We start from the raw sequence: 21,992 nt of genomic DNA on the forward strand, positions 1-21,992 counted from the left end.
CAAATGCGTGAAATTAACTAATTAGTTTTAGCTAACAAACAGTTAATATACAGTGATCAGTTGCCAAAATAGCAACGCAACATAACAACCATTAGCAGGAATACACTATGCAAATCGGAATACCTAAGGAGATCTTCGACCAGGAGAGCCGGGTAGCCGCCACCCCTAAAACAGTAGAGCAGCTACTAAAGTTAGGCTTCTCTGTGGCTGTGGAAAGCGGCGCAGGAACAGCGGCCAGCTTTAATGATGAAGCCTATAAAGAAGCCGGTGCGGAGATTGTCAGTAAAGAGCAAGCTTTTCAAGCAGATTTGATTTTCAAAGTTAACGCCCCACTCGATGGCAGCGATAACAGTGTTGATGAACTGTCCTTAATAAAAGAAGGCGCAACTGTCGCCAGTTTCGCATGGCCAGCTCAACATCCAGAAATGTTAGAAAAATTTAAAGCCGCAAAAGTAAATTTGTTGGCAATGGACATGGTTCCACGAATTTCTCGAGCACAATCGTTGGATGCACGTAGCTCACTGGCCAATGTTGACGGCTATCGCGCCGTAGTTGAAGCAGCCAACCACTTCGGCCGTTTCTTCACCGGACAAATTACCGCTGCAGGTAAAGTGCCACCCGCCAAAGTTCTGGTTATTGGTGCAGGGGTAGCAGGTCTTGCCGCAATCGGTACTGCCGGTAGCCTAGGCGCCATTGTGCGTGCTTTTGATACTCGTCCAGAAGTAAAAGAACAAATTAACTCAATGGGCGCTGAATTCCTCGAGTTAGATTACGAAGAAGAAGATACCGGTAGTGGTGATGGCTACGCTAAAGAAATGAGCGCGGCCTTTATTGAAGCTGAAATGGCGCTGTTCCGCGAACAAGCTAAAGACGTCGACATTATTATTACCACTGCACTAATTCCTGGACGCCCAGCGCCTAAGCTGATTTTGGCCGACATGGTGGAATTAATGAAACCAGGCAGCGTGATCGTTGACTTAGCAGCCGCTACCGGCGGTAACTGTGAGTTAACCAAGCCCGGTGAAATTAGTGTTCAACACGATGTCACCATCGTTGGTTTAACCGATATTTCTCGCCGCTTACCAGCGCAAGCCAGCCAATTATACGGTACCAACTTAGTAAACTTACTTAAGTTAATGTGCCCAGAGAAAAATGGCGAAATCGACATCAACTTCGAAGATGAAGTGCTACGTGGCGTCACCTCTGTTAAAGATGGTGAAATCACCTTCCCACCACCACCAATTCAAGTGAGTGCTCAACCGCAAGCTGAAGCTGCGCCAGCAGTAGAAGCGGCACCAGCAGAACCCGAAAAACCGGCTAAGCCCTGGCTAAAACCACTACTAGCGGTAGCGGGTGCAGCAGCTTTTGCTTGGGTAGCCGATGCCGCTCCAGCAAACTTTTTACAACACTTTACCGTGTTCTTATTGGCCTGTGTGGTCGGTTACTACGTTGTTTGGAATGTAACACATGCCTTGCACACTCCTTTGATGAGTGTAACCAACGCCATTAGCGGCATTATTATTGTGGGCGCCTTAGTGCAGATGAAGGCCGATACCTCATGGGTGGTGTTACTGCTCTCGGGGATAGCGATTCTGATTGCTACCATTAATATCGCCGGTGGTTTTACTGTGACTCAGCGGATGCTGAAAATGTTCCGTAAAGACGACTAAGGAGAAATAGTCACATGTCTCAAGGTATTGTTTCCGCAGCGTACCTAATCGCTGCCCTATTGTTTATTTTCAGCCTCGCCGGCCTAAGTAAACAAGAAACCGCTCAACGCGGTAACATCTTCGGCATCATCGGTATGGTGATTGCCGTGCTAGCCACCTTGGCTAGTACTCAAGTATCTGGCGGAAGCTGGATCATCACCTTAGCTATGGCTATTGGTGCCGCGATTGGTATTCGTTTAGCACTAAAAGTTGAAATGACCGAAATGCCCGAGCTAGTAGCTATTCTGCATAGCTTCGTAGGTATGGCTGCGGTGTTGGTGGGCTTCTCTAGCGCCATCGGCCATGAACCATTTAGTACCTCCGTAGTTAAAACCATTCACGACGTAGAAGTATTTCTTGGCATCTTCATCGGTGCAGTGACCTTCACCGGTTCGGTAGTGGCCTTTGGTAAACTGCGCGGTATTATCAGCAGTGCGCCCAAAGCGCTTCCTGGCGCTCACTGGTTAAACTTAGGCATGATTGTAGTATCTATCTACCTAGGCAGCGTATTCATGGAGCACGAAGCCATGTGGGCCTTAGTAATCATGACCCTGATTGCCTTTGTATTTGGCTACAACCTAGTGTCTGCCATCGGCGGCGCCGACATGCCTGTGGTGGTATCGATGCTTAACTCTTACTCTGGTTGGGCAGCGGCAGCAGCAGGCTTCATGCTAAACAACGATCTGTTGATTGTTACCGGTGCATTGGTAGGTAGCTCAGGTGCGATTCTGTCTTACATCATGTGTAAGGCGATGAACCGCTCATTTATTAGCGTAATCCTAGGCGGCTTCGGCACCGAAGGCGGCACGATTGCTTCAGACGTTGAACAAGGCGAGCATACCGAAGTGCAAGCCGATGAAGTTGCCGAAATGCTAAAAGATGCCAACGAAGTGATTATTGCTCCTGGTTACGGTATGGCAGTAGCGCAAGCTCAATACCCTGTAGCTGAAATCACTAAAAAACTACGTGATAAAGGCGTTAAAGTGCGCTTCGCTATTCACCCAGTAGCAGGCCGCTTACCTGGCCACATGAACGTACTATTGGCTGAAGCCAAAGTGCCTTATGACATCGTGATGGAAATGGACGAAATCAACGATGACTTCGCCTCCACCGATGTGGTACTGGTGATTGGCGCCAACGACACCGTTAACCCAGCAGCTAAAGAACCGGGCAGCCCAATTGCCGGTATGCCAGTACTTGAAGTATGGGAAGCGAAGAAGGTAATCGTATTTAAACGTTCCATGGCCACCGGTTACGCCGGCGTACAAAACCCATTGTTCTTTAAAGAAAATACCGACATGTTATTTGGTGATGCGAAAGAGACAGTACAGAAGATCCTGTCTCACATTTAAGCCTATGACTTGAATGATAAAAAAGCGCTGCTAGCAGCGCTTTTTTTATAGCTAAAACCCTAAGCAAAACAGCAAGCTTATCCCCAAATCTGGGTAGCTAGCGAGTAGAGCGGATCCAGACCACTCTATAATCGCCACTAAAGTAGTCAATATAGGCCAAGCGCCCGCTTCCTTGCCGGATGAAACTATTCATCACAAACAAGATGTTAGTCTCGTAAAAATCGTAATTATCTTGGCAGTTAAATAGCGGTTTTGCCAATGTTTGGCTTAGTTGTTTGACGCACTCTAGCGGTATTCTTTGACTGAAGGCAAGCTGCTCGAAATTGGCATACTCGGCTAGATAAACCAGTATTTCAGCTAGAGAAAACGTCTCTATAACAAGCTCAATAGTTGCAATGGCCCCTTGCTCATGAGCACTCAGTAAGAGCCAGTTTGCCCCTTCACCTATTGCCTGTTTAGGGTCTAAATCTAAATAACGATGAGGCAAGCTGTCTGCTTCTGGCTTTTCATCTACTCCCCCCAATAGCAGTTGGCTATATTGACCGCTATCCAGATGAGCTTTGGCCAGCAACAGCGCATTTTCAACCACAAAGCCTTGCTGGGCCAAATTCAAATTTTTGCTTGCTAAACCAAGATACTTGGCAATGTAGAACCCTGCTGTATTGCTTAATGAATTGATAAAATCCACCGGATTTGGCGGCACTTGTTCAACATAACGTTGCACACAGAGGCGCTTAAACACCGCTAAATTGCCCTGCCCGGAGGTCATAATTAACGGAGTATTGGGCTCTAGCGCCCCCTGCTGAGCGAGCCCAGCAATACCTAATATGCCAAGCTGAATGAAGCGATCGGTTCGACGAACATAGGCTGGTGCCACTTTCTTGCACTCTGCCTTAATGTTTAGCTGATCGTCCTGTCTTAGGTTAATGCCTGAGCAACGTTGAACATATATCATCTGGCGATTTTCTCGATAACGGTGGCGTTATTATTGCCACCAAAGCCAAAGCAATTAAGTAAAAAAATGCCCTCGCTACAGGCCCGTTTTTGCTGCAGAGGAGTCCAGTTTAATTGTTCATCGGGGCTGCCAAAGTTAGGGGTAAGCGGAATGAAGCCATCGTCGATACACTCCATTAGCAAAATCAGTTCACTGACACCGCAACTGCCGAGCGTGTGCCCAATAAAGGGCTTCAATGAAAAAAATGGCGGCGCTGCGTCAAACACTTGCTTCATCCCGTTGATTTCCGCTAGGTCACTCAAACGGCTCGCCGTACCATGAGCTTTAACCGCACTAATCTGTGACGCGCTGACTCGACTATCTTGCAGCGCTTGAGCAAGCACCCGATGAATACCGGAGCCATCGGCATTAACCCCCGTCACACTGTAGGTTTCACATTCACTGGCACCGCCTAATAAGCGCCATGGTGAGTCCGCTACACCGTCTCGGCTCATCAACAGTGCCGATAAGGCTTCACCTAGTAGCAAGCCATCTCGCTGGTCATCAAAGGGCTTAGTATGATGCTGAGCTAACAATTGCATCGAGACAAAGCCTTCAAAAGATTGCGGCGCAAACATTTCCAAGCCCAGCACCAGGGCATAGTCAATTATACCGCTGTGCAACATGCTTGCGGCATCGAGAATGGCATTAGAACTAGAGGTACAAGCCGTATTGTAAGTTAAGCTAAATGAATGCAAGCCAAAATATTTAGCCAGCACGTCCGCATAGCGCCCATTGCCCACTCGCTGATGCTCTAGTATGGGCGGCGCCTGATCTTTAATGCTTTGGCCCAGGGGCACCGTCAGCGAGACATCATTGGCTGCACTACCCACAAATACAGCGCAGCGTTTTCTCTGCTCAGCAGAGATGTAATGCTGAGAAAACACGCTCTCGATAAGTTGAATAAGGTGAGGCAGAGGGTCAAAAAGTGCAGCAAAATCACCCTCGTTTTGAATCGCGTAATACGGCAGAGTTCGAGATTCTTCAAATACTTGAATGGTTTTATCAACTGTTTGATAGCGTCCGCTTTGTAACCAAGTACGTCGCTGTGGTTTTTCCCCCAGCGCACTTAATAGCTCGCCGCCTAAAAGAGTTATCATGAGACTTATTCAGGCTGCAAGTGATCGGCAAGTTGGTTTATGGTCGTCACCACTCGGCGAAATTCTTTAGGGTCAACCAAGCGTAACTTAAACTGACGTTGCAATAGCATGGAGATTTGCAAGCCATCGATAGAATCAAGCTCTAAACCACTGTGCTCGGAAAACAACTCAACATCATCGGCGAGCTCTTCTGCCGATAATTCATCTCTATCACAAGCTTCTAAGATCATCGTCTTAAGCCCTTGTTTAAACTCTGTATCTAAAGAGCCTTTCATTAAGCCTTCCTTTGTTTGTAACTAAAAATCAACGCCGCCAGCAATAACGACACCATCCCAAAAAGACTCAGTGCGACGGACTCGTTAAGCACATCCATTACCGTACCTCTGCGTAAAAATATGTCTAAGAAGCCCTCTAGCCCCCAAGACATGGGCGACACATTAGCGAAGCTTTGCATCGCCTCTGGCATCACAAATTTAGGCACCATGACACCGCCGATGGCCCCTAGCAAAATATTGATGATGCCGCCAATGGTGGTCGCTTGCTCAATGCTATCAACCGCGCTAGCCACTAGCATGGACAAACCAATGGCTGACAAGCTTAAAGACAAGGAGACCATGACCAATCCAATCACTGAACCAGCAATCGTCAATTCAGGCGCACCAAAAACAGGAACAATGAACATACCAACCAGGATCATCAGCCAAACTTGAAGTTGGTTAATCAGCATATAAGGTAAGATTTTACCGGCAAATAAAATCGGCAAGCTTACATTCATGGTGCTCAAGCGCAGCAAAGTGTTCTGTTTACGCTCGCTAATAAAAATGGTCGACATAGGAATGATCACAAAGAACAAACCAAAAACAATCCACGACGGCACACTTTGCTGAGTTGAGCTGGGCTTTTCATTCTCGGCTAATTTCGCATATTGAACATTCATCAAGGTCTGCTCATTCATACTCGGCACCGCTTCAGCATTGCGAAAGGCGCCGCTAAAGGCTGAATTAGCTTGCTCTAATTGATGGTGCATCCAGCTCAGAGTGATTTGATTTTTGAAAATCGTTAATAGTGAAGCAGAGGTATTGGCTGCGACACTGAGCTCTAAAGGTACTTGCTCCTGCTCAAAGCCACTTGGAATATCGACGATAAACTGCACTCCTTCCTCTTCGGGAGAGCGGTAATCATTCGAGGTGAGCTCTATTTTGCTTAAACTTGAAATCTCTGCCAACTTAGCCACTAAGGCTTCACTGAGCAAGCTATTATCGTTATCAACCAACGCATAAGTGATCAGGGCCTTCTCTTCATTCATGGTATCTTTCAGCGCTAGAGACATGATCAAGATAAATACTGCGGGCATAATAAACAACGCAGCCAAGGCATGCTTGTCTCGGCTAACCAGTAAACATTCTTTGATTAACATAGACTTAAACATCTTCACCCTCTTTAGATGTTAAGTTAATAAACAGCGACTCTAAACTACTTGCACCAAATCGAAGTTGTTTAACTTTTATCTGCTGTTGCTCTAATAAAGCCAAAATATGGCCAATCAAGGGCCCAGTTCCCTCACTCAATAACAGTGTGCAATCATCGATCAATTTGACCTTGTCGAGCTGACTAACGAGCGAGGGAAGGCAAGTCGAAATATGAGCATATAACTCGATTATCACTTGCTGGCTTTGCTGATCGTGAAGCATTGACGACAGCGAACCTTGCTTAATAATTTGACCAGCATTGATGATCGCGACCTGATCACAGATTTTCTCAATTTCAGGCATGTAGTGAGAGGTATACACCACGGTTTTATTGTCCGCCTTATAGGCTTTAATCGAATCTAATATTTGGTTACGAGACTCTGGGTCAATCCCCACCGTGGGTTCATCAAAAAACAATACATCAGGATTATTCAGCAAGCCGATGGCTATATTTAAGCGACGTTTTTGCCCACCAGATAGTGTAGCCGCCTTTTGGTCCATCATCGCCTCTAGGCGGTTTGTCGCTACCGCATAGGCTAAATTTTGCAACAGCGCTTTACCTTTAATCTGTTGTATACCGGCGAAAAAAAGTAAATTTTCTTTTACCGTAAGCTGCTCGTAAAAAGCCAAACTCTGCGGTATTAAAGAGCATTTCTCGCGAACCAATTTAAGGTTGTTGGTTAACGGCAGCCCCGCAATAAAAACCTCGCCAGAATCCGCTGTAAGCAGGCCATTTAGAATAGACATTAAGGTGGTTTTGCCTGCCCCATTTGGTCCAAGCAGACCAAAAATGCTAGCGCTAGGAATCGTTAAAGAGAGCTTGTTTAAGGCTTTTTTATCACCAAAAGACTTAGTTAAAGCGTTAATTTCAATCATTAAAACGCTCGCATCAAGGCTTGGTAAAGCTGCTTTTCTTGTTCGGCAATTGACTCCAATTTCGTAGCAATGCCTTCAAAATCTATCGGCTGCTTATTCTTAGGTCTGATCGCTTTGGCAATCAGTAAAGCAAACTCTCGCCATTCATCTCCAATCTCCATCATTACAGCAGAGGCTGAGTTCAAGGCTTGATTGTGAATAAGCTCTGAGGCCTCCTGTAAAAAAGAAGCGTATATATAGCGAAAGCCCGCCCCACCAGTACCGATTTCCTCTTGCATGCGAATAATGTGCCCTAAAAATAACTTGGCGTAGTGCTCGTCTTTAGTGGCTAAGCGGCGAATATGTTTGGCTAAGAAATACATGCCTTTTAAACCCGCGATAGGCACTGGGGTTTTCAGCATGGTTTTTGCTGTTTTCTTAATGCTTTTTTCAATGACTTTCGGGTAATCAATTGCCCTTGGTATGAATGTGGGGTAGTAAAGGGAGCCTTTAGGTGCCATGACACCTTTAACAAAGCGAGCCTTTTGTAGTGCCTGTTCTTCGGCCTCTACCAATTGTTCAAATACCGGGTCGCTGATTTGATAAGTGTTATCTTGCTTGTTGACCACAATTAAGTTGTGAGCATTAAAGTGGAAACGCATCTCTTGTGGAAAATATGGTAACCAGTAGACCGATGTTTGTGCGCCAACAATTTTACCTTGCGCCAACAGCTTATCTAACCTTTTAGTGCCCTGCTCAGGCTTAGAAAATGTTTCTAACTTCATTTTCAAACCAATACTTTTTTGTAAACCCTTGATGATGGATTTAGGCATCGAGCGGTAAGCAATCAACGGCAAACCGCTCAACTTAACAAAGGGCAGGTAGGCAAATACCAAAGCACTGGATAAACCAAACACCATCGGCTCTGACAAAGGCAAACCATAATGGCTTAACATAGAAGACATCACACCACTTTCACAATGCGCGTAATGCTGGTGCTTAAACTGAGTATTATTGTTCATAAATCCACTTTATTGGTTTCTCTGGCGTGGCCGTTGCCACACACCAAGGCCATCTGGCAACTCTTATTGGGGCTTCAGGTTTTCTTACTTGCCCTTGCAACGTAAACAGGGCTTGAGCAAGCGCGGCCTATTGCACACTCATTCTTGCTGAGTCAGTTTTGGCAAAGTTCTGAGCTGCTGCACCGATATGCCTAAGGCTTCGCTGTATTGGGCAAGTTTAGCTGGCGAGAGCTTGGCAAATACTCTAGGGATAAAATGGCGTTTCACCCGCCACTGAAACCAGCCCATCGACTGAGCCAATACCATCAGGTCCATTCGTTGAGCAAACATATGGTAATACAGAGGTGACTTTTCACCCTTTTCAACCTGTTGATAGGCGGCGAGCGCTAAACGCTGAAATTCATTAAGCGCTTGCTTGGTCACCTCTTCTTCCACATCCCACCCAGAAGAAGCCACCACCGTATACTCACCATTGTCATTCTTTGCATAGATCGCTTTGGAGTGATTTGCGTAGGTAGATATTTGGTCTTGGGGTACGTTTTTCGCGTCCATTACACTACCTTCAACTGCATAAATGCGGTGGAAAAACGGCCGCTCTCAGGTACGTAACACAACAGTCTATCGCCACGCTTAAGCCTGCCGGAGTGGAATAACTCTTCCAGCATAATGTAAATAGACGCAGAACCAGTATTGCCTTTGCTGGGCAAATTAGTAAACCAACGTTCTTGAGGAATATCACAACCGGCTTCGAGCATGCCCTGATACAAACGGTCACGAAAATAACCAGAAGAGTAATGCGGAATGAAATAATCAATCTGATTAGCAGTCACCTTACCCGCGTCGACCAACTCTTTCAGTGGTTTAGTGACCGTGTATTCAACAATGTTTTCATTAAGTTGTTTTACGTCTTGTTTAACCGCAAAAATAGAATGCTCCAACCATTGTTGCGACTCATACTCCCGCCAACCTTTTAAACTGCCGTCGGCCTGTTTTTCGGCCCCTGCATACATACACGCATCTAATTCATTGGCATAAGATTTTTGCATCATCCATTCGATTTCTAAACTGATGCCACTGTCATTAGGCTTAGCGCTCAATAGCGCTGCACCGGCACCATCACTTAACATCCAACGAAGAAAATCTTTTTCAAAAGCAATCTCTGGTTGACGCTCTAAGTCGCTCACCGCAGTTTCCACTTCAGCTTCAAACTTATTGGCACGCATCATGGCGGAAGCATTTTCAGAACCAGTGACCACGGCATTGGTCGTTTGCCCACTTAAAATTGACATATAACCGTATTTTAAAGACATGGTGCCCGATAGACAGATCCCAGCGGTGGCGACGACTTCACAACTAGGAATAGCCAATTCGCCATGCACCATCAAGGCATGATTGGGCAGAATTTGATCAGCAATGGTGGTGCCACAAGCCAATAATTCAATATCATTGAGGTCAAAACTCTCGGAAGCAAGCTTTCGAATAGCCGCTGCGGTTAGCTGAGTATTGGTATGTGTAGTTTCACCGGTTTGCGGATCAATCGCATAATAACGTTGCTTAATTTTGTTAGAGCGCAAAATAAGGTTTTTAGCACGAGAAGGACGCGCACCCACTTGCCCCAATACCTTTTCAATGTCTTTATTAGAGACAGCTTGGTTAGGCAGAAATGCCTGAACATCGTTAATGTAGACTTTATTATTCATTATTAGCGCCCCGATGGTTTTTCATAATAAGTAATACTCGCTTGCAGGGCTTTTTTTCTAAAAGGTGCAATCAGCTTTTTCACTAGCAAGTTAATAGGAACCAAGGTTAGGACCATCGCAACCAGAAATACCGCGTAAATCGTAATCACCACTTTTCGGGGAAAAGAACCAGGCATGCCGGATTTTTGAATCAGTTTTCCCCACAACATGAATGAGCGGGTGGCGATTTTTTCAGAGCCAATCAGCTTGCCATTTACGCTTACCGCCTCCAACTGAGTTAACAAAGGCTGCTTAGTTTTTTCTAAATCAGCCGCCAATGCCGATACAATGCGCTGACCAAAACGTTCACTTGCTGCGAGATCTTTATCCGAGACCCCGGCGGCGGGAAAGATCCAAAAAGGGTCTTTCTTACCGGTGAGTAGCCAACGAGGAGTGGTAATAAATGCGTAAATGGAACCACCTTGGTCGGTGAGTACCGCATTGTCGATTAACGTCCCTTCCAAGCCTTCAATAAGGCCTTTCATTTTCTCTTGCGCCATCACCCACATATCTCGACAAGAAATAAAGGTAATCACCGGTTTGCCTTTAATTAAGGCTTTGGCTTGAGCTGTTTTTAGAAAACCAACAATGGGAATAGACGGAGATAAAAACCATACCGTGTAGGCAATAATCACCAGATCGTAGTCATCTTCCAGCCCTTCTGCCTTATTCACGGCACAGCCGTTCATATGAATGGCTTCGGGGAAGGCATCAAAAAATCGATAAAAAGACCATGGATAGGGATATTTCACTACTGGTTCGACGCGATGATAATCCACTTTTATTGATTCACTTTGGCGTAAGGGGGCCGTGGCGATATCAACAAATTTTGTTAGCTGGCCACTTTGGGAATGTGAAATAACAAGAACTTTTTTCATGAAGGGAAGTTAATTCTACAACTTTAAGCTTATTAAGTGACTGTATTTTATACCAATAACAATGAAGATAAACACTTGCCAAACAACCTAGCGATGCAAGTGAGCTTAAAGCCTTCGAGCAGGAATTAACAATAAAGATGGTGTCCCTACCTTCCTTTTACTGGCAAGCAGTAAAAGGAAACGCAAACAACTTAAGCGCTTTCTTTTTGAGCAATCAATATCTAAATACAACGTGTACATATTTAGGCGTTTAATCATCGGTAATCCGTTATTACAAATCAAACACCTAAAACAAGAAACCGCCATACAGCGGTTTCGTTAGGACATTCGCAGCCTTAATTAGCCGCCTTTCATATCCTTTAGTTTTTGTGCTAATTCACGACGTTCCTTGGACAAGTCGGCATTCTTAATGGTGTATTCATCAACCCGATCTTCGTAGTCTGAACGCATGTTTTCAATAATCAGTTTAATATCACTAACACTCATGCCTTCTTGAATGTAACTACCGAGGTTATCTAACAAATCAACACGTTTACGGTTATCTCGAATTTTCTTGTCTAAATCAACCATTTCACGCTTTAGTTTATTTCTTCTACGGCTCATAGAAACAAATTCCAATACCTTTGAAACACTATCAACGGTTTGCTTTTCCATTACTTCTCCCCTCTGGATTTCGGCCTAAATAGTTAGCTTGTCTCAACATACCCGTTTCTGTATTTTCGGCAATAACTATTTGACCCTCATATGACATAAATTAATTTTAACGGCCTACCACATTAAATCATCGGGGATCTGGTAGTCTGCATACGGATCGTCCTCGTCAATCACATCTTGGCTAGGGTCGTTAATCAACACCACTACGCTTTCATCTCGTTGGGCTATTTTTTCCGCCACAATGCTGGGAACCACTTCATAACTCTCGGCTAAAGTGACAATGGCCAGACGTCCGTTACTCAACTGCTTACGTAGCTCCTCGGTAACGTAAATCTTTTTAATCAAGCCATGATGAGTAAAGTTATAGGCATCTTCTCCGCGAGAGCGATCTAACTTGTTCATTTCAATCAATTGCTTAATTTGTGCGGCAATCGCTTTCTTTTCTTTTTCAGCATTTTGCATCTGTGCTAATTCTGCATCACGTTGCTGTTGCTCGATGCGGGCTTGTTCAGCTGCGGCTTTGACTTCTTTGGCAAGAGTGCGGGATTTCTTATTGGTTTTACCCACTTTTTTTGCTTTTTTCTTATCAACTAAACCAGCTTTAAGCATCTGCTCTTGCAGGGATAACTTGGCCATGGGGAGTGCTTACCTTTAAATCAGTGAAATGAGTAACGCGTGGCAAAGCACGCTTTAGCCCAAATAATACGCCAAGCGGCGGCTAATTAGAACCTTCCAGCGTAGCCTGAAATAGGGCCTTAAGCACTTAAGTGCTTGATTGCTAATATTCCTCAAAAAATTAATATATACTCTTGGTACATGATCATATTTACAGTGGTTTAAGTGGAACTCAGCAGCTTACCGATCACGGCCCTCAAAGGAGTCGGTGACAAACTGGCCGAAAAGTTAGCCCGCCTACAGATCCGTAGCGTGGGCGATCTGCTGCTACACCTGCCGCTACGCTATGAAGACCGCACTCGGCTGTGGCCGATCCACGACTTACTGCACGGTAGCCATGTTTCAGTGCACGGCGAAATCAGCAAAGTAGAAATAATTCAAGCGCGTCGCCGCATGCTAACTTGCCGCATCAACGATGGCAGTGGCAGTCTTACCCTACGCTTTTTCAACTTTAACAATGGCCAAAAAGCGGCTATGCAGCAGGGCCATTGGATGCGCTGCTTTGGTGAGGTGAAACGCGGCAAGCATGGCTGGGAAATGATCCACCCAGAATACAGCATAGTAGCCGACCCCAGTGCCCCTTGGTAGACGAAAAACTCACTCCGGTCTACCCCACTACCGAAGGTCTAAAACAACTCAACTTACGCAAACTCAGCGAACAAGCCTTTAAACTATTGCAGCAATATCCGCTGCATGACTGGCTACCAGCTGCGCTGCGCCCGCACGGTTTAGACCTCAACCAAGCGCTAATGCTACTACATCGGCCAGAGCCCGATACCGAACTGAGCTTACTAGAAGAGGGCAAACACCCAGCGCAGCAACGTTTGGTGGTAGAAGAATTGGCCGCCCACCAGCTAAGCATGCTCAAGCTACGCCAACAGCAGCAGCGTCAAGCGGCCATTGCGCTGCCGCTAGTAAGCCAACTAGAGCAACAGTTTCTCAAGCAACTGCCCTTTCAGCCCACCAACGCACAGCAGCGGGTGTTCGCCGAAATCAAAACCGATACTCAACAGCCTCACGCCATGATGCGGCTAGTGCAAGGCGATGTGGGCAGCGGCAAAACCTTGGTAGCCGCTTTAGCTGCCCTGCAAGCCTTGGGTAATGGTTACCAAGTGGCGCTAATGGCCCCCACCGAAATCTTAGCCGAACAGCACGCTCTCAACTTTGTACGCTGGTTTGAACCTCTTGGAATAAAAGTAGATTGGCTAGCGGGCAAGCAAAAAGGAAAGGCGCGTAGCGAGGCCATGGCCCGCATCGCCAACGGTGAAGCCCAGATGATAGTAGGCACCCATGCAATATTCCAAGAGCAGGTGCAATTTGCTCGCCTCGCTTTAGTGATCATCGACGAGCAACACCGCTTTGGGGTTCATCAGCGCATGGCGTTACGGGAGAAAGGTGCCGCCATTGATGGCAGCAATAGCCTACCTCATCAATTAATTATGACTGCCACTCCGATCCCTCGTACCTTGGCAATGACCGCCTATGCCGACTTAGAGCTTTCGGTAATCGATGAGCTGCCACCGGGGCGCACTCCGATTAAAACCGTGGCTCTGCCCGATAGCCGCCGCCAACAGGTGGTAGAGCGGGTCTATCAAGCCTGTCATCAAGACGGCCGCCAAGCCTATTGGGTCTGCACCTTGATTGAAGAGTCGGAAGTGTTGCAATGTCAGGCCGCCGAAGATACCGCCGAGAGCTTACAAAAGCAGTTACCCGAACTTCGCGTAGGTTTGGTACACGGGCGAATGAAGCCCCAAGAAAAACAGTGGGTGATGGAACAGTTTAAACAGCACCAGCTGGACCTATTAGTCGCCACTACGGTGATAGAAGTAGGGGTAGATGTGCCTAACGCCAGTTTAATGATTATTGAAAACCCCGAACGACTCGGTTTGGCTCAATTACACCAACTACGCGGCCGAGTGGGTCGAGGCCAAGTAGAAAGCCACTGTGTGCTGATGTACCACAGCCCGCTATCCAAAACAGCTAGCTCACGCTTGAGTGTCTTGCGCGAGAGTACCGATGGCTTCGTGATTGCCCAGCGAGACATGGAAATACGCGGCCCCGGCGAATTATTAGGTACCAAACAAACTGGCTTGGCTGAGTTTAAAATAGCCAACCTAGTGCGTGACCAAGCGCTCATCTCCCAAGCTCAGGCCCTAGCCAAACAGCTATTACAGCAGCAACCACAAGCCTGCTCGCCCTTAATTGAGCGCTGGCTGGCTGGGCGTGAACAGTTCGCCCAAGCCTAAAGTAAAACTTAAGCTCTTAGCCAGAGCTTAGTCTTGCGGATGATAGCAACGTCGACTGCCCTCTAGCGCTTGCTTCCAACCTTGATACAGACGCTGGCGCTTAGCTTCATCACCGTCAGGCACAAAACAACGGTCCGCTTGATGATGGGCAGCCAAACTGTCTAAGTCCGGCCAATAACCCACCGCTAAACCAGCTAAATAAGCGGCCCCTAAAGCGGTAGACTCAATCAAGGCGGGCCTTAGCACCTCGGTAGCCAAGGTATCGGCTTGAAACTGTAACAAGAAATCATTGGCCACTGCGCCGCCATCGACTCTGAGTTGGCTAAGCGCAATGTTAGCATCGGCCTGCATCGCTTCCAGCAAGTCGCGACTCTGATAAGCAATCGATTCGAGCGCGGCGCGAATAATATGGTTACGGTTGGAGCCTCGACTTAAACCCACAATGGTGCCTCGTGCATAAGGGTCCCAATACGGTGCGCCTAAACCAACAAAGGCGGGAATTAAATAAACGCCAGCACAATCGTCCACTTTAGTGGCAAAATACTCGGTATCTGCCGCGTCACGAATTAAGCCCAACTCATCTCGCAGCCACTGAATGGTGGCACCGCCCATGAAGACACTGCCCTCCAGCGCGTAATGCACCTTGCCATGTAGGCCAAATGCGATGGTGGTGAGTAAGCCATGAGTCGAAGGGACGGCCTGCTCGCCGGTATTCATTAATAGAAAACAGCCGGTACCGTAGGTATTTTTTGCCATTCCTGAAGCAAAACATTGCTGGCCAAACAAGGCCGCCTGTTGGTCGCCAGCAATGCCGGCAATTGGAATGCGGGTGCCGCCACGCCCGCCGATATTGGTTTTACCATACACCTCGGAGCAGCTACGCACTTCAGGCAACATCTGTTTAGGTATGTTCAACATCGCCAACAGCTTGTCATCCCACTCCAAGCGATGAATATTAAACATCATGGTGCGCGAAGCGTTGGTATAGTCGGTCACATGCACCCGCCCATTAGTGAGCTTCCATAGTAACCAACTGTCTACCGTGCCAAACAATAAATCCCCAGCCTCAGCCTTTTGCCGTGCCCCTTCCACATTATCTAAAATCCACTGCAGTTTAGTGCCCGAAAAATAAGCATCGAGCTGCAAGCCACTGGCCTGTTTTATATAGTCTTGCCAGCCTTGCTCACGTAAACGCTCACAATATTCGGTGGTTCTGCGACACTGCCATACGATGGCATTGTAGATGGGTTGGCCTGTGTGTTTATTCCACACGATGGTGGTTTCACGCTGATTAGTAATACCAATGGCGGCCACTTGCTCACTGGCTATGCCCGCCTTGGCCAGCACTTCGGTTAAACAGGCACTTTGGCTTGCCCAAATTTCCATAGGGTCGTGTTCAACCCAACCCGGCTGCGGATAAATTTGGCTAAATTCCCGCTGAGCGCTGGCCACTAGCTCTGCCTGCTGGTTAAAAACAATTGCTCTAGAACTGGTGGTTCCCTGATCTAAAGCAACAATATAAGTCGCTTTTGCCATGCTAAGGGCCTCCTTAGTTACTCTCACTATTATGTTCTAAAAGCGCCGTAACCCCGTGTTTTATTGTGCGTTTCGTGACGCGAGTGGGCTTTGATTGAACTAGCTGTGAGCTGCACAGATGACAAAATAACCACTTGCAGTAGACTTATAAACGAGCCCTAGCGGCAAACCAATAAGGAAGCGCCCCTTGTGAAACAAACCCAGCGCCACATTAAAATTATTCAAACCCTGAAAAACCAAGGCTTTATAGCTACCGAGCAATTGGTTGAGCAACTCAAGGTCAGCCCGCAAACCATTCGCCGAGACCTGAACCTGCTGGCCGAAAATAATCAGATCCAACGCCATCATGGCGGCGCATCGCTACTAGGCAATAGCGTAGTCAACGATTCCTATGCCAATCGAAAAATTAAACACCAAGCAGAGAAACAGCAAATTGCCCACCAGCTTGCAGCACATATTGCCAATGGCTCGTCACTGTTTTTAGACATTGGCACCACCGCCGAAACCATTGCCCAAGCCTTGCTCAAGCACCGAGATTTAAGGGTAGTCACCAACAATATTCACGTAGCCAAATTATTAATGGGTAACAGCGACTTTGAAGTATTGCTGGCCGGCGGAGTGGTGCGCAGCCGTGACGGCGGTATTGTGGGTGAGGCCACCATCGACTTTATTCGCCAGTTTCGGCTCGACTACGGCATCGTTACCGTTAGCGGCATCGATCTCGATGGCTCGTTATTAGACTTTGATTACCATGAAGTACGCATTACTCAGGCGATTATTGCTAATTCCCGAACCGTCATTCTAGCCGCCGACCACAGTAAGTTTGGCCGTAATGCAATGATCAACATCGGCAACATCGCTCAAGTAGATCACTTTTATACCGACCGAGCCCTGCCCCAAGACATCGCCAGTATTGTGCAAAAGGAGAATATTCAATTACGACTGTGCCCCGCCCTTAACTCGCTCTAAGCCAACGCTTACACACTAGCTCGGTGAGAAATTGTCGGTAACTGGAGGCTTGCACTGGGCTCGCCGCAATCAATTGCTGCAGCTCGGCGGTGCTGATCACCCCGCCCTCGCCATGGGCTAGTAGGTATTGCGCCACTTCCAACTGAACAAAGCGTTGCAGGGATGCACGATAGTTGGCGGGCTCGGAAATAGGAAAAGGCGGGATCAACTTACCTTTAACTCGCAGTATGCTATCGGCCACATACAGGGTTTTAGTCTGAGGGTGATACAACGACAAGTCGCGATCGGTATGGCCCGGACTAAACAGCACCTGCCAATCGTCAAATCCGGGCAAGGACTGACCATCAGTTAAACGCTCATCAAAACGTAACACCGCTGGATACCATAGTTTCACCCAAGGGCGACGCTGACAACGACCAACATAATAGGCTAAGCCAAGATCCAGTAAATGCCGAGCTCTTCCTCTCCAGCCCTGATACCATTCGCCGGCACAATCGGCACCAGCTAGCCTCACTTGGTGGCGGCGCTGTAAAATACTGGCCGCTCCCGCATGATCGGGATGCATATGAGTCACCACTGCCAACTTTAACTGGCTAAAAGGTCGCCCTAATTGCTGAGTAATAAACTGCTCAAGCATGGGCACATCGGCTCGACTGGCCCCATCTAACAATAACAATTTATCAGCGTACTCAACTAAAAAGATGTTTTGAATATAGCCTTGCAAGCGGTGGATCTTCATCAATCATTTACCTGGTTGCTACATAAATTTAACAACACTAGAGCAAAAACTCAAAGCAAACAAGCATGCTTAGAAAAAGCCGCGGGATAGCGCAGATAAAGCGAGCTAAATAAGTGTGATTGCTCAATAAATGTTCTATTATGCTCAATAACGAAAGTAAACGAGCAGCCGTCATGCAAAGAGATCCGCAAGACAGTTATGATTTAATCGTCATCGGTGGGGGCATTAATGGCGTTGGCATTGCCGCCGATGCCGCTGGCAGAGGTTTACGGGTAGCCTTGTTTGAACAAAACGATCTGGCCAGTGCCACTTCATCGGCCAGCTCTAAACTGATCCACGGCGGACTGCGCTATTTAGAGCATTACGAATTTCGTTTAGTCAGCGAAGCACTAAAAGAACGCGAAGTACTGTTAAAAATGGCACCACACTTAGTTGAGCCAATGCGCTTTAGGCTGCCCCACCGTCCTCACCTACGCCCTTGGCCTCTGATTCGCCTCGGCTTGTTTCTCTATGATCATCTGGCTAGGCGCAGCACCTTAGAAGGCTGCCACGGGCTGAAGTTTCAACAAGATAGCGTACTTAATCATCAGATCACCCGCGGCTTTGAATACTCCGATTGCTGGGTCGACGATGCACGCTTGGTAATAAGCAATGCCCTACTAGCAGCTCAACATGGCGCTTATATCGCTCCGCAGCATCAAGTGGTGGCAGCCCGGCGCCAAGCGCAACATTGGCAAGTCGAGGTGCGCGCTAGCCAAACTGGCCAAGTGCAGCACTACTACTGTAAAAACCTAGTGAATGCGGCTGGTCCATGGGTACAACAGCTAATTGAACAAACACTGCATCAAACAGCACCACGCACTATCCGCTTAGTTAAAGGCAGCCATATTGTGGTGCCGAAAATTCACCCCCAGCCGCAGGCCTATATTCTACAAAACAGTGATAAGCGCATTGTCTTTGTCATTCCCTACCAACAAGACTACTCGTTAATTGGTACCACCGATGTGGAATATCAGGGTGATCCTGCTGCCGTTAGCATTTCTGCAGCAGAAGTAGACTATCTCTGCAAGGTAGTAAATCAGCACTTCATTCAGCAAATTAGGCCCAGCGACGTGGTGCATAGTTTTTCTGGTGTTAGACCGCTTTGCCAAGATGAATCAGACGACCCTTCTGCGGTGACCCGCGACTACACCTTAGAATTAAGTCCAGCTCAAGACGGCGCGCCATTATTATCGGTATTTGGCGGCAAGCTAACTACCTACCGAAAACTAGCCGAGGCAGCCTTAGCCCTGTTAGCCCCTCGTTTAGACTCTCTTGCAGCGCCATGGACCGAGCACTGCTTGCTACCCGGTGCTAATTTACCCACCAGCCTGGCACAATTCATCACTCAACAACAAGCGGTCAGCCACTTACCCAAGTCTTTAGTTAAACGCTGGTGTCGGCAATACGGAAGCAAAGCTGAAAAATTGCTGCAACAAGCTGACGCACACGGCCTAGGGCAGCACTTTGGTGGTGAACTCTATCAGCTGGAAGTGGACTATTTGGTCCAGCACGAGTGGGCTTGCCAAGCTGATGACATACTTTGGCGACGCACCAAGCAGGGCCTGCTTTTTAATAGCGAACAACAGCAAGCGTTGCAAGAATACTTGCAGCAACCCACCGTTGTGCAAGGAGTATCAGCCAGCGAGCTAGCAGCATCAAATAAAAGTCAAATTATTTGAATTAAATCAAATATTATTAAGCTTTGAATCATTAGGTAATTTTTTTGTTGTATTGAGCTTGCATTTTTCAAAAAAACCTGCGCAATGAAAGCCTTATCCGCTTTTAATACACCATTTACCTAGGTAGACTCTTTTACTCTTTGTAAATGGATATACAAGCTGAACACCATGAATTCTACATTCTTGCCTTTAAGTCGGCCGGCCATTAAGCAGCCAGAGATTGATGCCGTTGTTGAAGTGCTGAAATCGGGTTGGATAACCACTGGCCCGAAAAATGCCGAACTCGAAGCCGCAATAAAGGACTACACTGGCGCCCCCCATGCCGTTGCCTTAAGCAGTGCCACCGCAGGCTTACACCTTTGTCTTATTGCCCTCGGCATCGGCCCTGGTGATGAGGTAATCACCCCATCAATGACTTGGGTATCAACGGTTAACCTGATCACCTTAGTGGGCGCTAAGCCGGTTTTTGTTGATGTCGACAAAGACAGTCTAATGACCACAGCCGAGCGTATCGAAGCGCAAATCACCGCCAAGACTAAATTAATTATTCCGGTACATTACGCTGGAGCCCCGCTCGACTTAGATGCCATTTACGCTGTAGCCGAGCGCCATCAACTACCGGTCATTGAGGATGCCGCGCATGCCATAGGTTGCCATTATAAAGGTCGCCCAATTGGTCAAACCGGACACTGCCTGTTCTCCTTGCATGCCATCAAAAATGTCACCACTGCTGAAGGCGGAATATTTACCACTCATGATGCGCAATTGGCCGAGCGGATCCGCCGCCTTAAGTTTCATGGTTTGGGAGTAGACGCCTTTGACCGAGAAACCCAAGGTCGCGCACCGCAAGCAGAGGTGATAGAACCCGGCTTTAAATATAACATGCCAGACATTTGCGCAGTACTGGGTTTGGGCCAGTTGCAACGTCTTGAACAGATCACCCAACAGCGCCAAGCTTTGGTTGCCGCTTATCGAGAACGTTTAAGTCCACTGCCCGGCATTACTCCCTTGAGTATCCCCGACTACCCCCATCAGCATTGTTGTCATTTGATGATCATACGTGTGGAACCCAACATTTGCGGTTTCGACCGAGACCAATTAATTGATTATCTAAAACAGCAAGGGATTGGTGCAGGTATTCACTTCAAGGCGTGCCATAGCCAAAAATACTATCGGGAAAACTACGCCAGCCGCTTTGGCGAGATCAACCCTGATTTAAGCAATAGTGAATTTAATAGCCAACGCATTTGTTCCCTCCCTCTTTTCCCCGATATGCAACTTAACGACGTAAATCGGGTCATATCAGCTATCACGCAATTTATCGGAAATACTCATGAGGCATAAGCAAGAAATTAATTTTGTATCCATCGTTATTCCTGTCTACAACGAAGCGGCCAGTCTGCCTGAACTGATTCAACGCACTTGCGCCGCCGCAGACAGCATGGGAAAAGATTACGAGTTACTGCTGATTGATGATGGCAGTAAAGATAACAGCGCAGATCAAATAGAGGCAGCGGCGGCCGCAGAAGGCAGCCATGTGGTAGGGATTATTCTCAACCGTAACTATGGGCAACACAATGCCATCATGGCGGGTTTTGAGCATGTTAGAGGCGACTTAGTGGTGACCCTAGATGCCGACTTACAAAATCCGCCTGAAGAAATTCCGAATTTGGTTGCCAAAGCAGAACAAGGCTACGACGCGGTAGGCACAGTACGGAAGAATCGCCAAGACAGTCGGCTGCGTCGTTACCCCTCGATGCTAATCAACAAAATCGTCAAACGTTCCACCGGAGTAGAGATGAACGACTACGGCTGTATGTTACGCGCCTACCGCCGCCACGTGGTTGACGCCATGCTACAGTGTCACGAACGCAGTACTTTCATCCCAATTCTGGCCAACGGCTTTGCTCGCCATACTGTGGAAATAGACGTTGCCCATAGCGAGCGCCAACAAGGCGAGTCCAAATACAACATCATGGGCTTAATTAACCTGATGTTCGATCTACTCACCAGCATGACCACTGCACCGCTAAGAATGCTCAGCATCATGGGCGGGGTCATCGCCACTCTGGGTGGCCTATTTGGCTTAGTATTACTACTGATGCGCATGTTCTATGGCGCAGAATGGGGTGTCGATGGGGTATTCCCACTGTTCGCCCTACTGTTCATTTTTATCGGTGCTCAGTTTGTTGGGCTAGGCCTACTCGGTGAATACATTGGTCGTATTTATTCCGATGTTCGCGCTCGGCCTCGTTACTACGTACAGGACGTATTAGTTGGCGAAGCCACCAAACAAGCACGCGATAACGGCCAAGTGGCCAATCACTAATTTAA

General features: G+C 47.3%; 19 protein-coding genes and 1 pseudogene. 7 read left to right on the forward strand and 13 right to left on the reverse strand.

Going from position 1 to position 21,992, the window contains the following annotated elements; translation table 11 throughout:
* The first annotated feature begins 107 nt into the window (after positions 1 to 107).
* A complete protein-coding gene (locus AR383_RS10750; protein ID WP_055733133.1) occupies positions 108 to 1,670 on the forward strand; it encodes a Re/Si-specific NAD(P)(+) transhydrogenase subunit alpha in 1,563 nt (520 codons plus the stop codon).
* Positions 1,671 to 1,684: 14 nt separating this feature from the next.
* Complete coding sequence (pntB, locus tag AR383_RS10755) at positions 1,685 to 3,061, forward strand: Re/Si-specific NAD(P)(+) transhydrogenase subunit beta (RefSeq protein ID WP_055733134.1); 1,377 nt, start codon at positions 1,685 to 1,687, stop codon at positions 3,059 to 3,061.
* 97 nt (positions 3,062 to 3,158) lie between these two features.
* On the opposite strand, the gene AR383_RS10760 is transcribed toward pntB, so the two are convergent.
* From AR383_RS10760 to AR383_RS10810, 11 genes are all read right to left on the reverse strand, one after another.
* On the reverse strand, positions 3,159 to 4,016 hold the full coding sequence (locus tag AR383_RS10760; RefSeq protein ID WP_055733135.1) for a hypothetical protein: 858 nt from the start codon (positions 4,014 to 4,016) through the stop codon (positions 3,159 to 3,161).
* The gene (locus AR383_RS10765; RefSeq protein ID WP_055733136.1) at positions 4,013 to 5,155 is read right to left on the reverse strand and encodes a beta-ketoacyl synthase N-terminal-like domain-containing protein; all 1,143 of its coding nucleotides are present in this window, start codon (positions 5,153 to 5,155) and stop codon (positions 4,013 to 4,015) included. Before AR383_RS10765 ends, AR383_RS10760 begins: the two co-directional genes overlap by 4 nt.
* Positions 5,156 to 5,160: 5 nt before the next feature.
* A complete protein-coding gene (locus AR383_RS10770) occupies positions 5,161 to 5,430 on the reverse strand; it encodes an acyl carrier protein (protein WP_055733137.1) in 270 nt (89 codons plus the stop codon).
* Positions 5,430 to 6,584 (reverse strand): ABC transporter permease, encoded by a 1,155-nt coding sequence (locus AR383_RS10775; protein WP_055733138.1) that lies wholly within the window; start codon positions 6,582 to 6,584, stop codon positions 5,430 to 5,432. Before AR383_RS10775 ends, AR383_RS10770 begins: the two co-directional genes overlap by 1 nt.
* Positions 6,577 to 7,500 carry an ABC transporter ATP-binding protein gene (locus AR383_RS10780; RefSeq protein WP_055733139.1) on the reverse strand — a complete coding sequence of 308 codons (924 nt, stop codon included), beginning with the start codon at positions 7,498 to 7,500 and terminating at the stop codon, positions 6,577 to 6,579. The genes AR383_RS10775 and AR383_RS10780 overlap by 8 nt, the downstream gene beginning before the upstream one ends.
* A complete protein-coding gene (gene darH, locus AR383_RS10785; protein WP_055733140.1) occupies positions 7,500 to 8,501 on the reverse strand; it encodes a BtrH-related acyltransferase DarH in 1,002 nt (333 codons plus the stop codon). The genes AR383_RS10780 and darH overlap by 1 nt, the downstream gene beginning before the upstream one ends.
* A gap of 138 nt (positions 8,502 to 8,639) precedes the next feature.
* Positions 8,640 to 9,053 carry a DarG family dialkylresorcinol biosynthesis protein gene (locus tag AR383_RS10790; protein WP_055733141.1) on the reverse strand — a complete coding sequence of 138 codons (414 nt, stop codon included), beginning with the start codon at positions 9,051 to 9,053 and terminating at the stop codon, positions 8,640 to 8,642.
* Positions 9,053 to 10,201: a beta-ketoacyl-ACP synthase III gene (locus tag AR383_RS10795; RefSeq protein ID WP_055733142.1), complete on the reverse strand. Its 1,149-nt coding sequence runs from the start codon at positions 10,199 to 10,201 to the stop codon at positions 9,053 to 9,055. The genes AR383_RS10790 and AR383_RS10795 overlap by 1 nt, the downstream gene beginning before the upstream one ends.
* Before the next feature lie 2 nt (positions 10,202 to 10,203).
* Positions 10,204 to 11,118 (reverse strand): hypothetical protein, encoded by a 915-nt coding sequence (locus AR383_RS10800; RefSeq protein ID WP_055733143.1) that lies wholly within the window; start codon positions 11,116 to 11,118, stop codon positions 10,204 to 10,206.
* Positions 11,119 to 11,457: 339 nt separating this feature from the next.
* Positions 11,458 to 11,772 carry a DUF496 family protein gene (locus AR383_RS10805; RefSeq protein WP_055733144.1) on the reverse strand — a complete coding sequence of 105 codons (315 nt, stop codon included), beginning with the start codon at positions 11,770 to 11,772 and terminating at the stop codon, positions 11,458 to 11,460.
* A 114-nt stretch (positions 11,773 to 11,886) separates the two neighbouring features.
* A complete protein-coding gene (locus AR383_RS10810; protein ID WP_055733145.1) occupies positions 11,887 to 12,408 on the reverse strand; it encodes a DUF2058 domain-containing protein in 522 nt (173 codons plus the stop codon).
* Between the two features lie 204 nt (positions 12,409 to 12,612).
* Between AR383_RS10810 and recG the strand changes: the two are divergent.
* Positions 12,613 to 14,693, forward strand: a pseudogene (recG, locus tag AR383_RS10815) (ATP-dependent DNA helicase RecG).
* A gap of 27 nt (positions 14,694 to 14,720) precedes the next feature.
* On the opposite strand, the gene glpK reads toward recG, so the two are convergent.
* Complete coding sequence (gene glpK / locus AR383_RS10820; protein WP_055733146.1) at positions 14,721 to 16,229, reverse strand: glycerol kinase GlpK; 1,509 nt, start codon at positions 16,227 to 16,229, stop codon at positions 14,721 to 14,723.
* Between the two features lie 189 nt (positions 16,230 to 16,418).
* Between glpK and AR383_RS10825 the strand changes: the two genes are divergently transcribed.
* Positions 16,419 to 17,198 (forward strand): DeoR/GlpR family transcriptional regulator, encoded by a 780-nt coding sequence (locus AR383_RS10825; protein WP_055733147.1) that lies wholly within the window; start codon positions 16,419 to 16,421, stop codon positions 17,196 to 17,198.
* On the opposite strand, the gene AR383_RS10830 is transcribed toward AR383_RS10825, so the two are convergent.
* On the reverse strand, positions 17,185 to 17,937 hold the full coding sequence (locus AR383_RS10830) for an MBL fold metallo-hydrolase (protein ID WP_055733148.1): 753 nt from the start codon (positions 17,935 to 17,937) through the stop codon (positions 17,185 to 17,187). The genes AR383_RS10825 and AR383_RS10830 overlap by 14 nt on opposite strands.
* Before the next feature lie 173 nt (positions 17,938 to 18,110).
* Between AR383_RS10830 and glpD the strand changes: the two genes are divergently transcribed.
* From glpD to arnC, 3 genes are all read left to right on the forward strand, one after another.
* Positions 18,111 to 19,658 (forward strand): glycerol-3-phosphate dehydrogenase, encoded by a 1,548-nt coding sequence (glpD, locus tag AR383_RS10835; RefSeq protein ID WP_157051704.1) that lies wholly within the window; start codon positions 18,111 to 18,113, stop codon positions 19,656 to 19,658.
* 168 nt (positions 19,659 to 19,826) lie between these two features.
* A complete protein-coding gene (arnB, locus tag AR383_RS10840; RefSeq protein ID WP_055733150.1) occupies positions 19,827 to 21,002 on the forward strand; it encodes a UDP-4-amino-4-deoxy-L-arabinose aminotransferase in 1,176 nt (391 codons plus the stop codon).
* The gene (gene arnC, locus AR383_RS10845) at positions 20,992 to 21,987 is read left to right on the forward strand and encodes an undecaprenyl-phosphate 4-deoxy-4-formamido-L-arabinose transferase (RefSeq protein ID WP_055733151.1); all 996 of its coding nucleotides are present in this window, start codon (positions 20,992 to 20,994) and stop codon (positions 21,985 to 21,987) included. Before arnB ends, arnC begins: the two co-directional genes overlap by 11 nt.
* Positions 21,988 to 21,992: the final 5 nt, after the last annotated feature.

The sequence above is a fragment of the Agarivorans gilvus genome (assembly GCF_001420915.1).
GTDB lineage: Bacteria > Pseudomonadota > Gammaproteobacteria > Enterobacterales > Celerinatantimonadaceae > Agarivorans > Agarivorans gilvus.

Excerpts from the sequence above, each read along its gene's own strand:
- AR383_RS10750 (WP_055733133.1), top strand. The coding sequence starts at position 108 with ATGCAAATCGGAATACCTAAGGAGATCTTCGACCAGGAGAGCCGGGTA.
- pntB (WP_055733134.1), top strand. The coding sequence starts at position 1,685 with ATGTCTCAAGGTATTGTTTCCGCAGCGTACCTAATCGCTGCCCTATTG.
- AR383_RS10760 (WP_055733135.1), bottom strand. The coding sequence starts at position 4,016 with ATGATATATGTTCAACGTTGCTCAGGCATTAACCTAAGACAGGACGAT.
- AR383_RS10765 (WP_055733136.1), bottom strand. The coding sequence starts at position 5,155 with ATGATAACTCTTTTAGGCGGCGAGCTATTAAGTGCGCTGGGGGAAAAA.
- AR383_RS10770 (WP_055733137.1), bottom strand. The coding sequence starts at position 5,430 with ATGAAAGGCTCTTTAGATACAGAGTTTAAACAAGGGCTTAAGACGATG.
- AR383_RS10775 (WP_055733138.1), bottom strand. The coding sequence starts at position 6,584 with ATGTTTAAGTCTATGTTAATCAAAGAATGTTTACTGGTTAGCCGAGAC.
- AR383_RS10780 (WP_055733139.1), bottom strand. The coding sequence starts at position 7,500 with ATGATTGAAATTAACGCTTTAACTAAGTCTTTTGGTGATAAAAAAGCC.
- darH (WP_055733140.1), bottom strand. The coding sequence starts at position 8,501 with ATGAACAATAATACTCAGTTTAAGCACCAGCATTACGCGCATTGTGAA.
- AR383_RS10790 (WP_055733141.1), bottom strand. The coding sequence starts at position 9,053 with ATGGACGCGAAAAACGTACCCCAAGACCAAATATCTACCTACGCAAAT.
- AR383_RS10795 (WP_055733142.1), bottom strand. The coding sequence starts at position 10,201 with ATGAATAATAAAGTCTACATTAACGATGTTCAGGCATTTCTGCCTAAC.
- AR383_RS10800 (WP_055733143.1), bottom strand. The coding sequence starts at position 11,118 with ATGAAAAAAGTTCTTGTTATTTCACATTCCCAAAGTGGCCAGCTAACA.
- AR383_RS10805 (WP_055733144.1), bottom strand. The coding sequence starts at position 11,772 with ATGGAAAAGCAAACCGTTGATAGTGTTTCAAAGGTATTGGAATTTGTT.
- AR383_RS10810 (WP_055733145.1), bottom strand. The coding sequence starts at position 12,408 with ATGGCCAAGTTATCCCTGCAAGAGCAGATGCTTAAAGCTGGTTTAGTT.
- glpK (WP_055733146.1), bottom strand. The coding sequence starts at position 16,229 with ATGGCAAAAGCGACTTATATTGTTGCTTTAGATCAGGGAACCACCAGT.
- AR383_RS10830 (WP_055733148.1), bottom strand. The coding sequence starts at position 17,937 with ATGAAGATCCACCGCTTGCAAGGCTATATTCAAAACATCTTTTTAGTT.
- glpD (WP_157051704.1), top strand. The coding sequence starts at position 18,111 with ATGCAAAGAGATCCGCAAGACAGTTATGATTTAATCGTCATCGGTGGG.
- arnB (WP_055733150.1), top strand. The coding sequence starts at position 19,827 with ATGAATTCTACATTCTTGCCTTTAAGTCGGCCGGCCATTAAGCAGCCA.
- arnC (WP_055733151.1), top strand. The coding sequence starts at position 20,992 with ATGAGGCATAAGCAAGAAATTAATTTTGTATCCATCGTTATTCCTGTC.